General features: G+C 58.1%; 9 protein-coding genes. All 9 read left to right on the top strand.

Going from position 1 to position 13,239, the window contains the following annotated elements; translation table 11 throughout:
- Positions 1-40 precede the first annotated feature (40 nt).
- Complete coding sequence (locus FE784_RS08820; protein ID WP_139601778.1) at positions 41-745, top strand: rhamnogalacturonan acetylesterase; 705 nt, start codon at positions 41-43, stop codon at positions 743-745.
- A gap of 405 nt (positions 746-1,150) precedes the next feature.
- Complete coding sequence (locus tag FE784_RS08815; protein WP_176706064.1) at positions 1,151-2,476, top strand: ABC transporter substrate-binding protein; 1,326 nt, start codon at positions 1,151-1,153, stop codon at positions 2,474-2,476.
- Between the two features lie 88 nt (positions 2,477-2,564).
- Positions 2,565-4,694, top strand: coding sequence for a hypothetical protein (locus FE784_RS08810; RefSeq protein ID WP_139601776.1), 2,130 nt, complete (start codon positions 2,565-2,567; stop codon positions 4,692-4,694).
- Between the two features lie 106 nt (positions 4,695-4,800).
- Positions 4,801-5,844, top strand: a complete 1,044-nt coding sequence (locus tag FE784_RS08805) for a phosphotriesterase family protein (protein WP_139601775.1) — start codon at positions 4,801-4,803, stop codon at positions 5,842-5,844.
- Positions 5,845-5,857: 13 nt separating this feature from the next.
- Positions 5,858-6,643, top strand: coding sequence for an amidohydrolase family protein (locus FE784_RS08800; RefSeq protein WP_176706063.1), 786 nt, complete (start codon positions 5,858-5,860; stop codon positions 6,641-6,643).
- Positions 6,640-7,467, top strand: coding sequence for an amidohydrolase family protein (locus FE784_RS08795; protein WP_139601773.1), 828 nt, complete (start codon positions 6,640-6,642; stop codon positions 7,465-7,467). The genes FE784_RS08800 and FE784_RS08795 overlap by 4 nt, the downstream gene beginning before the upstream one ends.
- 40 nt (positions 7,468-7,507) lie before the next feature.
- A complete protein-coding gene (locus FE784_RS08790; RefSeq protein WP_176706062.1) occupies positions 7,508-9,211 on the top strand; it encodes a hypothetical protein in 1,704 nt (567 codons plus the stop codon).
- 423 nt (positions 9,212-9,634) lie between these two features.
- Positions 9,635-10,843 carry a M24 family metallopeptidase gene (locus FE784_RS08785; protein ID WP_139601771.1) on the top strand — a complete coding sequence of 403 codons (1,209 nt, stop codon included), beginning with the start codon at positions 9,635-9,637 and terminating at the stop codon, positions 10,841-10,843.
- 255 nt (positions 10,844-11,098) lie between these two features.
- A complete protein-coding gene (locus tag FE784_RS08780; protein ID WP_139601770.1) occupies positions 11,099-13,174 on the top strand; it encodes a hypothetical protein in 2,076 nt (691 codons plus the stop codon).
- Positions 13,175-13,239: the final 65 nt, after the last annotated feature.

Raw genomic sequence — 13,239 nt, 5'->3', positions numbered from 1 at the left:
GGATGGAACCGTCCTTGGAACAAAGCGGGGAGGGATTGCGATGACGAAAACGCCTATAAACGTATACGTAACCGGAGGCTCGTCCACCCAAAGCTTTACGCCGGACAAAGCTCCGCTTGCCGGCTGGGGCCAGGCGTTCGGCCCATATTTCGATGAAAGCGTAACGGTACTCAACCACGCGATTACGGATAGAAGCTCCAAAAGCTTTATCGAGGAAGGTCGTCTCGCAGCGATTGACCAAGTCATCGGAGAGGGGGACTACTTGTTCGTTCACTTCGGACACAACGATATGCGGAAGGCCGACTGCCACACGGAGCCTTTTACGACCTATAGAACGTATTTGAACGAGTACGTCGAAACGGCCCGCAGGCATAACGCCGTCCCCGTGCTGCTGACGCCCGTCCGCAAACGGGAGTTCGGCCCGGAGGGCAGGCTGCTGGAGACCCGCCTGGGCGAATATGCGCAAGCTGTGCGTCAGTTGGGCGACGAACGTTCTGTCGATGTCATCGATCTGTATGCCTCGAGCGCGGAGCTGTTCGAACGATTGGGGAGCGAGTTGACGCAAAGGCTTTTCCTCTGGCTCGTCCCGGGGGAGAACTCCAATTATCCGGGCGGCAAAAGGGACAATTTGCATTTCAATGAATTCGGCGCCTCGCAAATCGCCGGACTGATCGCCAAAGAAATCAGGGACAGGGGGCTGTCGCTCGCCGATCGGCTTCGCGGCGGAGTTGTCGCGAAATCGTGAGCGGCGGAAACAAACGTTTAGGCAGGGAAGGCTGCCGTCTGCCGACGGTGGTCTTCTCTTGTTTGTCGTTCAATATGCACGATGAAGCCGGCATGGCGACCGGAAGACGGGGCGTTCCGATCGGGAGACGATACGGGCGGACCATAGCTATGAAGCGAAGAGACGGATGTAAACACGGGGAGACGTATCAGATACGTCGCGGTATGGGGAGTGACGGATTCGTAATTGAACAACATAGATTCGTGCCTGAGCCAAACCGGGCCGCCGCCAAACGTGATACGCTTGAAGCGTCGAATGTGCGATCGCTTCAGGCCGGCGCATTGCCCGAGGGGGAGTCGGCTGCGGGCTGCCGCCGATTGTCGGCATCGCGAGGTTATTCGAATAGGAACCATAGGGGGATCGGATATGGTCAAAAAAACGTTGCATTGGAGCTTGGCTGCCATCGTGCTGGGAACCGTCCTGACGGCTTGCTCGGGCGGGCAAACGGGAGGCGGCGCAAGCGAAGGGAAATCGCCCGGGGAGCAGACGGCCGAGAAGAAGGAGCCGGTCGAGCTCGTCTTCTACATCACGTCGAGCGGGTGGTCCGAAGAGCGGTTTATGGAGGAGTACGGAAACGCCGTCGTCGCGAAGTATCCCCATATGAAGCTGAAATTTATACCGTCCGGCAAAGGAACGTTGATTCCGGAACTGCTGGCCGGCGGCACGGCGATCGATGTGGTGATTTCGTCGATCGGACTCACCCAGGCGCAAATATTGGACAATAACCTGCAATACGACCTGACGGGCTTGATCCAGACGCGCAAGCTGGACCTGAACCGGTTCGAGCCGACGACGATCGAGCTGATCAAGCTGTTTTCGGGCGGGGGGATATACGGGCTGCCTCTGAACAATACGGTCGGCCTGCTGACGTACAACAAAGATTTGTTCGACAAGTTCGGCGTACCGTATCCGAAGGACGGCATGACGTGGGATGAAACGTACGAGCTGGCCAAGCGGATGACCCGCGTCGAGAACGGCGTGCAGTACAGGGGCTTTATCTCCTCCGTCTCGCACTTGTCGCAAATCAATCAGCTCTCGGTCCCTTTCGTCGATCCGAAGACGGACAAAGCGCTGTTCGATCTCGACGACAGATGGCAGCGCTTTACAACCGATCTTGCCCGGTTCTACCAAATTCCCGGCAACGAGGTGGACGCGAAGACGGTTACGTTGGCCGAGCAGTACAAGGCGTTCACGGAAACGAAGACGGTGGCGATGATGGCCCATATCGGCACGCCGGGCGCGGAATTCCAGGCCAACTGGGATATGGTGACGATGCCGGAGTACAAGGAACGGCCCGGCTACGGTCCGCAGCCGTACCCGACCTATACGTTCGTGACGTCGTCGAGCAAGCATAAGGAGGCCGCCTTCGATGCCGCCGCCTTCCTGGCGTCGGAGCCTTTCCAGACCACGTTGTCGAAGAGGGGGCTCATGCCCGTGCTGACCGACAAGGCGATCAAGGAAGTATACGGGCAGGAGACAGACTATTTGAAAGGCAAAAACTTGATGGCCCGCTTTCCGAAGCAGCTTGCCGCTCCGATGCCGGTGACGCCTTACGACGCGATAGCCAAATCGAAATGGACGGCGCAGATGGACAAGTTGATCCAAGGGCAGATCGATGTGAACACGGCGCTGCGGGTAGCGGCGGAAGAGTCGAATAAAGCGATAGAAGCCGAGAAGGCGAAGAAAAAGTAAAGCTTCCGGCAGACGCCTTTGCGGCGACAAGAAAAGCTTTCGACAGAAGCATCGCGATGAGATAGTGACTTGTGGAGGGAACCGACTGATGAATCAAGCGCGGAAAGATCATGAAATGTTCATATGGACCCCGTTGATCGGCTTCGACAAGGAGCGGGAGGACAAGGGGGTGGCCGACTATTATTCCACGATCGGCTTCAAGCCGGACGGCATCTCCCTGTTTCTGTTCAGCCCCGACATCGTCCATCACCATGAGGACGGCATGGAGCGGGAACGGGTGCTGCCCCCGGACAACTGCAACTACTACGGAAATGTCCGCAACGAAATACGGGATATTCAGGAGTGGACCAATTTCGAGCTGAGGGAGCTGGTGGCGGGGCTGGAAAGCCGCGGGGCCGAGACGTACATGGGCCTTATGGGCGTGTATGTCGACAAAGACCCCCGGCATCCGAGCCATTACAATACAGGGCATCGCGAATGGCTCGCAGACCATAAGGAACTGATGGGGGTATGGACCATCGGCGCCGCGAGTCTGAATGTTCTGAAGCGGTTCAAAGACGGTACGTATTACGAGGATTATTTCCTGGAGAAGGTTCGCCGGGCGTTGAAGGATTACGGCTTCTCCGGCTTGCACGTTGCCGACAACTTCTGTCCGCCGGGCTCCGGCGGCTCCGCGAAAAACGGCGACTATTCCGACGATATGATCGATCAGTTTACAGCCCATACCGGCATCGAGCTTCCGGCTGAAATAAGCGCCTCCGTCGATGATCGGGACCGAGAGGGAATCCAAAAACGCGGTACGTATATCTGGAACCGGTACAAGCGGGAATGGCTGTCGTTTTTGACGTGGCGCTGGGCGGCTTTCTGGGAAAAAGTGTGCCGGGGGCTGCACGAGGACGGCAAGAAGGTGATCGTCAACAACGCCTGGTGCAGCGAGCCGTTCGAGGCCATATACCGATACGGGATCGACTACAAGAAGCTGTACGAGGCCGGAGTGGATTACATTGCCGCCGAATCGGTCGCGACGAGCGTGCATATGGCCAGGGAATTGGGACCGTATCGGATGTACAACTATATGACGATGCCGACGTTGATGAAGGCATACGCTCCCGAGGGCAAGCTCATCTGCCTGAACGGGGTGAAGGATTCGACCGAGGAATGGAGCACGGTGGGCCATTTCGCCTCCAATGTGGAGCGGGAAATATATTCGCTGACCCACTATTTCGTGCATACGCGGGACGGGTTGAGGCGCTCGATGGACGGTTTTCTCGTCTGTCTGGGAGACGGACTGACGCGGGAGGAGTGGGCATGGCTGCGGGAACGATGGGAAATCGGCTTTGCCGAGCTTCCCCGGACCGTATTGACTCCAACGTTCATCTGGTCGGATCATGCAATGCACGAGCTGCTGCCCGATTATATCGAGACGAAGCGCTGGTCGATGCACAAGACGATCTACGAATTCGCCAAAGCCGGCGGCCAGATCGGGGCCGTCGCCCGCATAGAGGACTTGGACATCGTGTCCGGTCCGATCTTCATCCCGAACATCGACTTGATGTCCGAAGCGGAGATCGGACGCATCTCGGCTTACGACCGCGGACCGGTCATTTGCACGAGTCCGTCCGACCGCCGGTTCCGTTTGCCCGGAGCCCAGGAGCCCGACATTTCCTTCCAGGACCCGATCGCCGACTTCAAGATGCGCATTTCCGGCTATCGGATGGGCTACCTCGATTATGCCGATATTACGGCTAGTCTGGGCGAGGACGACGGCAGTGCCGATGTGGAGGGAGATCCGCGTTATGCGGAGGACCCGGGGATATGGCGGCTGGACCTCGTCTACCGCAAAGCGTCGACCGGCTTCGTCCGAGCATGCGGCAAGCTGCTGCGGGCGGCTTATGCAAGCGCGGGCGACCTTTCCGCCGACATCGAGCACCCTATGCTGCCGATGCGGATGAGCGATGGGACGATCCGGCTCCTGATCGGCAACGACAATCGGCTGCAATACCGGCTGCCCGTCGTGCGGACGAAGCGCGCCGTCGAGCGGATCGCGAGCAAAAGCAAATTTCCGGCGCTGCCCGTCAAGATGGTCGACCGGGAGGGCCGCACGATTCTGCCGCGATCGGACCGCTCGCACGAATCGATTGTGAGCGGAGGCTTTATCGCCAAAATCCCGCCCGGCGGGATGACGATATTCGAAGTGGCGCTGGCGGACGAGGAATAGGGCTGGCGACGCCGATAACGAACTACCGGCGATCTACGCGGCCAAAGCGGCGCAGAAGCAGCTGGCGGCGCGCTCAAGGAAGGAAAAAAAACAGGAGGCTATCCAGATGTCCGTCATGACTGTAACCGGCAAGGTGAATGCCGATAGCTTGGGTTGGGTGCTGCCGCACGAACATGCCTTTATCGACCTAAGAGCGCTTGTGCCCGCGCCGCACACCGTCTCGGCCAAAGTGCTGGCGAGGGAGAACGTATCCCTCGCCAACTCGGGTGCGCTGCGTCGCAATCCTTATGCGGTGCTGGACAATGCCGTGCTCGACGACGAAGCGGTGATCCGGGAGGAGCTGCTGGAGTTCAAACAAGCCGGAGGAACGACGCTGGTCGATCTGACCTTGCGGGAGATCGGACGCGACCCGGTTTTGCTTGCCCGTCTGTCGCGGACGCTCGATATCCGCATCGTCGCCGGCTGCGGCTACTATATCGAGGCGACGCATCCTCCCGATATGGACGAGAGGACGGTCGAGTCGATCGCGGAGGAGATGCTGTCCGACATTCGGCACGGCATCGACGGCACCTCGATCAAGGCCGGCGTCATCGGCGAAATCGGCACAAGCGAAATCATCTACCCGAACGAGCGCAAGACGCTGATCGCCGCTGCCGCCGTGCAGAAGGAAACCGGACTCGGCCTGCACGTGCATACGGACTTGTGGGCGAGGAACGGCTCCGAGGCGGTGCGTATACTCGCGGGGCACGGGGCCGATCCCGGCAAAATATGCATCAACCATATCGATGTCGATATCCGGCTCGACTACTTGAAGGAACTGCTCGACCAAGGCGTCTATATCGAGTTTGACAACTTCGGCAAAGAATTTTATGCCGACCGCAGACACCGCAGCGTATTAAGAGGCCTGTTCGCCCGGGATATCGACCGGGTACGCGCGATTAAAGCTTTGATCGATTGCGGTTACGGCTCCCGCCTGCTCGTATCGAACGACGTGTGTCTGAAAACGTGCCTGCACCGCTATGGCGGCTGGGGATACGATCACGTCATCACCAATATCGTCCCGATGATGGAGGACGAGGGCATAACGCCGGAGCAGATCCGGATGTTGTTTTGCGACAACCCGGCGGCATTTCTGGATGACGGGAAATAAACGGAGGTGTCCCATGAAATGGATCGATTGCAGCTGCGGAATCGGCTATAGAACCGTCAATTCCGACATCGTCAATCACGAGTTTTTCCTGATCCGGGAACAAGTCGAGCAAGCCCGCCACGCGGAGGAGCTGCTGGAGACGCTGGACTTCTGCGGCATCGCGGGCGCGGCCGTATACCATGCGACGATGATCGATGTCGATCCCGGCTACGGCAACGCGAAGCTGATGGAGGAAACGGCCAAAGCGCCGGAGAGGCTCATCCCCACCTGGACGATTTTGCCCGCCGTCACGGACGAGGAGTTTGCTCCGGAGCCGCTGTTCAACCGGATGAAGCAAAGCGGCGTTCGCCTGCTGCGGGCTTATCCGGAGCGCAATCGCTATTTGCTGAACGCGGTTACGATGGGGGAGCAGCTGGATGCGATCTCGGCGGCGCGTATCCCGTTGTATTTGTCCCCGAGTACGGGCTGGGAGCACATTTACAGCGTACTGGAACAGTTTCCCGAGCTGACGGTGATCGTCCACAATTACGGCTTATGGAGCCACGCCCGTTTTCTGTACCCGCTGCTTCGCACGTACCGCAATGTGTACATCGAGTGCGGCGATATGCAGACGGCCGGCGAATTGAAGCAAATATGCGGCAAATTCGGCTCGGAGCGGATTTTGTTCGGTTCCGATTTTCCGAGCAACAATATAGGCGGCCCGCTGGCGACCGTAATCGGATCGGGGATCGGTCAAGCGGACATCAAGAATATCGCGTGCGGCAATATCGAGCGTTTGTTAAGCGAGGTGCGGCTATGAACAATATAGGCATCAAAATGACGAATCCGTCGAAGCTGGCCGAAGAGTTTGTGGAGACCGGCAAGCTGGGCAGCCTGTCGATCATCGATATGCACACGCATATGGGTCCGTTTTACGGCACTTATTTGCCGGAAGCCGGATTGGATCGGATGATCCGCATGATGGACGCGGAAAACATCGAGTGGATCATTTCCGCTCCGCACAGCGCCCTGTTCGATCCGATTGCCGGCAATAGCGAGATCGTGCGGGCAATGGTCCAACATCCGAAGCGCATATACGGCTACTATACGTTTAACCCGAATTACGCCGACGGGCTGGAGCGCGATCTCGCCGACTTCGGGCGGCATCCGGGGTACGTCGGCTTCAAGCTTTTGCCGGATTACCACAAGTACCCGTTAACCGGGGATAAATTGACGCCGCTGTATGAGTTCGCCAACGACAACGGACTGCTGCTGCTTTCGCACACGTGGGGCCACAGTCCGTATAACCCGCCGCGGATGATTGACGAGCTGGCGCGCCGTTATCCGAGGATCAAGTTTCTGATGGGACATTCGGCTCCCGGCGAATGCGATCGGGCTATCGAGCTTGCGGCCGAGCTGCCGAACGTGTACCTGGAGCTGTGCGATACGCATCGGCTGAACGGGATCGTGCGGAAGATGGTGCGCGCCGCCACCTCCGAGAAGGTGCTGTTCGGCACCGATATGCCGTGGTATGATCCGCACTACGGCTTGGGCTGCGTCCTGTTCTCGGGCATCGACGATCGGGAGATCGCCAATATCATGCATCACAATGCCGTCCGCCTACTGGAGGAAATCGGCAAATAACAGAGACAGCCAAGCGGCATTTGGAGAGGAGAGCAGCCGTATGAGTGAAGCGATACAAGCAAGACCGGAACAATCGAATCCGGAGGAAACAAGGCTGAAAGAGTCGGGGCCGGGCGAACTGGAAGAGTCAAGGCTGAAAGAATCGAAGCAGGAGGAGCCGGGGGAGTCGAGGCCGAAGGAATCGAAGCGGGGGGAGCCGGGGCTGGAAGAGCCAGGGTCCAAGCCGGAAGAGCCCGAACTGGGCGAGTTGTGGTCGAAACCGGGGGAGCCGGAGGTGATCGAATCGTTTGAGGTTGCCAGAGGAAACGTGTTCGGCGACTTGCTGAGCAAACGGTCCGAGCCGCGTGCGTTGAAGGTCGGTTTGGTGACGGTCGGTTTTTTCGAATATTGGCGCATGTTCCAGGCCTCTTTTCAGGAAGATGTCCGCAACGATATGACGCTAGTGTACGAAAACCTGAAGAGGCACGTGAAGCATGTCGTCTGGCCGGGACTGGTGCATACGCTCGATACGGCGGACGAGGCGGGGCGGCGGCTGAAGGAAGAGCAGGTCGATCTGGTCATATATGTGGCCGGTACGTACTGTCCGGACTACATGGCGATTCAGGTACTGTCCCATATTCGGGAAGTTCCGGTCCTGCTGTTCAATACCCAGGGGGCGAATCGGGTCAACTTGTCCGGCAGCTACGCCCATATGATGCGAAACAGCGGACTGATCGCCAATACGCAATTGGCGGCCACCTTCCGCAAAATGGGCTGGTACCCGGATTTGAAGGTGGTCGTGGGGGCGCATGAGGAAGAAGCCGCTTATGCCGAGATCGGCGCTTATGTGCGCGCATACGAGACGTATGTCGGCCTGCAAAGTTTGAATATCGGGGTGATCGGACATGTATTCCGGGGTATGTACGATTTCGAGTACGACAAGACGATGATCAAGGGAACATTGGGACCGAATGTCATTTCGATCCAGGTGGACCATCTGCTGAGGCAATTCCGGGAGGCCGCCGATGACGATATTCGCGATATCGTTTCGGCGACGAAAAGCCGCTTCAACATCGTCGGTCTCGGCGACGACGATATCGAGCGCTCGGCGAAGTTTTACTACGCGCTGCGCAGCACGATCGAACGATTCCGGCTGGACGCCGTCACGCTGCTCGGCCAGCACTACACCGAGGAGAAAACGGGCACGACGCCGTATTTGGCGAACACGATGTTGCACGAGGAAGGCCGATATGTGGTCAATACCGAAGGCGATGTGCACGGCCTGATCATGATGTGCATCATGAACCGGTTGACCGGCCAAACGCCGGCGTTCGCCGAATGGGGAGAATACGACGAGACGTTGAACGCGATCCTGATGATCCACCACGGCTATGCCAATACGGACTACGCGACGGATCGCGGCACGATCAAAGTGAATCGTTCGCCGGAGCAGTGGGGCCTGGCGGGGAAAGGATTCGGCTTCGAATATACGCTGAAGCCGGGCGTCGTCACCCTCGGGCACCTGATCAACGATGCGGAAGGCTACAAAATGCTGATCGTCCGCGGCAAGGCGCTGCACGTCCCGGACAATATCCCTTGCGAAGAAATTACGGCGCTGATCCAGCTGGAGAGTCCGGTCAAATCGTTTCTCGCGGCCTTGATCAAGGAAGGGTTCGCGCATCATTGCATTATCGCCTATGGCGATCTGAGCGAGGAGCTGAGCCAAATTGCCCGATTTATGAAAATCCGGGCATGCGTGTATTGAAGTTCCGGCGCTTCCTCTCTTTGCAGACTTTTTCATCAGCCTCATAACATACCGTTATTTGCATGGATAGCTGCCCCGTTACCGTTGGTGCGCGGCACGGAAGCGGTCGGCACCGGTACTCCGATGGGCAGCTGGAAAAAGTACAGCTATTTGGGATGAGGGAGGTTTGTTGCCGACGGTAACTGGAAAAAGTACAGTTATTTCCTCGCTTTTCGCTTGAATTGCGGTATGGTGGCGATTTAACTGCATTATTTCCATTTATTTTAATAAATTTATATTTTTACCTGAATTTAACTTCTTGATTTACAGTTGTTTTTTTCGGAGGGCTGAGCTTACGTTGTCATTCGTTAGCCTTCCCGCCTATTTCTTTGCGGCGAATTATTCACCTGCCTTTAAAAACGGACGACAGAAGGAGCGAAAACAATGAGTGCCATTCCGGCCGAAGAATTCGCGGCAAGAGCGGAAAAGCTGAAGCAGTTGATGCGGGAGAGCGATATCCAGGCGTGCTTGATCTACGGCGACGAGTACCGCAAAGAAAACTTGCGCTATATAAGCAATTATTGGCCGTTGTTCGAACGGGGGGCGGCGATCGTTCCGCAGGACGGCGAGCCGATCGTAATCGCGGCGCCCGAGGGCGATATGCTTTGCCGCGAAATGAGCGCATGGACGGATATCCGGCTGCTTCCCGAGTTTACGTGCGTAACCGTACCGGAGCAGATCGATTATCCGTTGGCGCAATATACGAGCTTGCGGGCCATTTTTCGGGAGCTGGGTGAAAGGAACCGGTTGCGGCGCGTCGGCATTGTCGGCATCGATGCGATGCCGGCCGCCTTGCTTCAAGCGATCGAAAGCAGTCTGGACGACGCCGAAACCGTCGATGCCGGCCAACTGCTTTTCCGGCTGCGCATGACGAAGAGCGAGCATGAAATCGACTGTCTCCGGCAAGCGGCGGCGATTGCCGACGCCGGCTACCGGCTGATGATCGAGCGGGTGAAGCCGGGTATGACGGAGCTGGAGCTCGCTTCGCTCGCCTACGGCGAATGCACCCGACTGGGAGCGGAATGTTTGCCGTTCTGCGTACTGACGAGCGGCGAGCGTGTGAAGACGATCATCGGCAGGCCGACGGACAAGGTGATCGCGGACGGGGATATGATTATGACCGCCATTGCCGTACAAGTTCAAGGGTACGTGGCCACGATCGGCTTTCCGTTCGTCGCCGGCGAGATGAGCGGGGAGCAGCGGGCCTTTATCGATACGTTGGTGGAAGCCGAGGAGACGGCCTTGTCCAAGCTGAAGGCGGGCGCCAAGCAAAGCGAGCTGGTGCGCGCGGTCAAAGCTTATTTTGCCGACAAAGGCGTTACCGAATACGACCTGTATCCGCCGCTGCACGGCTGCGGACTGTCCGAAGCGGAATCGCCGTACCCGGATGAGCATGCCGCCGCCGTCTTCGAAGCGGGTATGACCGTAAATACGGACGTCAGCCTGTTCGGCCACCCGCACGGCTCGAACCGGATCGAGGAAAGCTTGATCGTCACGCAAGACGGTTATGAATCGATGTCGAAGCTGGTACGGGAATTAAGCGCCGAGTGGCGACGGATCAAGAGTGTCTCGTCGGGAGGAGTCGACGGGTAGACAAGACATCCGGTCTCAAGATCAGCAACGTGATCAAACGGACCCGGGATTCCGCATCGACGAGGCCGACAGCTCGGAGATGAAGCTTTATCCGTTCCGGAAGTGGACCGGGCGGCATCGCTTCCGGATCGAAAACGACAGTTTGCGTATTTCAACAACATAACGTCCGTAATCTATCGAAACTATCTCCTAAGAAAATAAGCTATGTTGGCGTGTAGCCTATCATCTGTTTCATAGAACAAGGAGGAATCGTTGATGACTGATGTGACAGGGACAAGGACGGAGTCGGGAGAGCGCACGGCGGAGGAGCGGATGAATGCGATTCTGACCCGAAGAAAGCTGCTGGCATCGTTCGGCATAACGGGGGCGGCGTTCGCGGCGGCGGGGCTGCTGCCCGGGGGGATGCGGGAGGCGGTCGGCCAAAGCGGCAGCGTCGGACAATCCGTCTACGGAAACGGGGATCCGCACTGCGACGATTGCGTTCGGGACATTACGCTGGCGGAATTGAGAGGGACTCCGGATACGACCGAAGGATACGTGTATTATGTGACCGATGCGGGGCAGGACGGACATTTTTACTACGATCCGGGCGACACGACCTCATCCGACGATACGGGGGCCGTCGTCGTCTCGAGTCTGGGTCAGCGGTTCAAGCGGATCATGTCGGACGGGACGGTCAACGTGAAATGGTTCGGCGCGAAGGGCGACGGTACGACGAACGATGCCGCTTCGATAACGCTTGCAATCGCTTACGCGTTGTCGGTCGCCTCTTCGACACGCAAGCCGACGCTTTATTTTCCGGCTGCGGCGGGGTATGCGGTGGAATCGACGGTGACAGTTCCCGCAAACATTCATGTGTCGATGGAAGCCCCGCTCGTCTACGCGGGAGCTGCCAATGTCGCGTGCCTGGAGATCGGCGGAACCGCCGCGATCAACTCGCTGCTGACTTTGAAGCTGAATGTGCAGCGCGCCGTCCAGGCGGATTGGTTCAGCGAGGACAGTGTCGGCATCCGGCTGATCAATTGCTACTCCTCCAACATTCATATCGTCGAAGCGCGTGCCTTTACGATCGGCGTCCAATGCCTCGGCGCTTCGGCCGGCTTCGTCTATAACGAAGTGCACCTGGGCGCGCTGACCAACAACAAAATCGCCGTCGATCTGACGAACCGCAATGCGGGAGGGGGCGTCGGCTGGTGCAACGAGAACGTGTTTCTGAACGGGAGGATTTGGTGCGCGACTTCGGCGAACCCCGGCAAGGGCCGTATCGGCGTACGCATTACGTCGCAGGACGGGACTTATACGAACAATAATAACAATGTGTTCTACAAGCCGAGCTTCGAGCTGAACGCGGACAGGGCGAATCCGCAGGAGGCGCTGCCGGTTTTGATCGAGCATGGCTCAGTCAATTTCTTTACGGACATTCGCAATGAAGGCAATAGTCCGGTCACGATCCGCACGCAGAACAAGTCGAACGCCAACGAGCTGCAAGCCGGATACGGCAGCGCGAGAGTGGACGATTTGTCCCAATATCCGTCAACCGCGGTCCGGTCCCGGCTCAGCCGGTTGGTCGAATTCAACGCCATGATCTTCAACTCCGGGCCGCTCCATCGGAAGGCGTGCTATTACGACGGGAATACGGCGGTTCATATTCCGGGAATCGGCTTCGGCTCGTTTCAGACGGCGGACGTCTACCCTGCCTACCGACTCGGTTTGCAAGCGAATTATGTGGCTGTCGAGGGCTCGGCGTACGGGGCTCCCGGCGTGTTTGTAGACACGTCGAAGTGCAAAAGGTTCGTCGTCAAGCAGGACAGCGAGCCGGGCTACGGAGGCCGCATCCATATCGTCTGCTACGATGCCGCCGGGCAAATTTTGACGCACCCGGGAGGCACAAACCCCCAGCCGTACGTCAAAACGTATGTGAACCGAACGGTCTTTTGGCGAGGGTATTTCGGAGGCAGCTACTCGACCGGCAGCGACAGCGTAGAAGATTTGTACTTCGCCGTGACCGATGCGGTGAAGAAGGTGAGAGTGTTGTTCTGGCGAGGAAGCGCCGACTTGCGGATTCGCTCGTTCTCCTTGTACGCCCTCGACAAATATTCGCCGGCGGTCTGGTCCGGCTATGACGAGCCCGCGGGCGAGCTGAATATCGGGATTGCCGCGCCGAGCGCCGGGGAGTGGGTCAAAGGCAAGGCGGTGATCAACACCGACCCGGTGACGGTTAGCGGGACGGGAGGGCCGTACATCGTAGCGGAGTGGCGAAAGATGACGACAGGCAGCGCAAATGTTCTGGGGACGGATTGGCTCGAGCTGCGTACGCCGGTCGGTCCGTGACGAATGCGTATGCTTTCGTTGGCGGCAACAACGGCGATCGGAGGCATATCCCAGTCCCGGAGCGG

Origin of the sequence: Paenibacillus hemerocallicola (assembly GCF_006265175.1) — a bacterium.
In the GTDB taxonomy this organism is placed as follows: domain Bacteria; phylum Bacillota; class Bacilli; order Paenibacillales; family NBRC-103111; genus Paenibacillus_AB; species Paenibacillus_AB hemerocallicola.
This window is presented reverse-complemented; position numbering and strand designations above follow the sequence as displayed.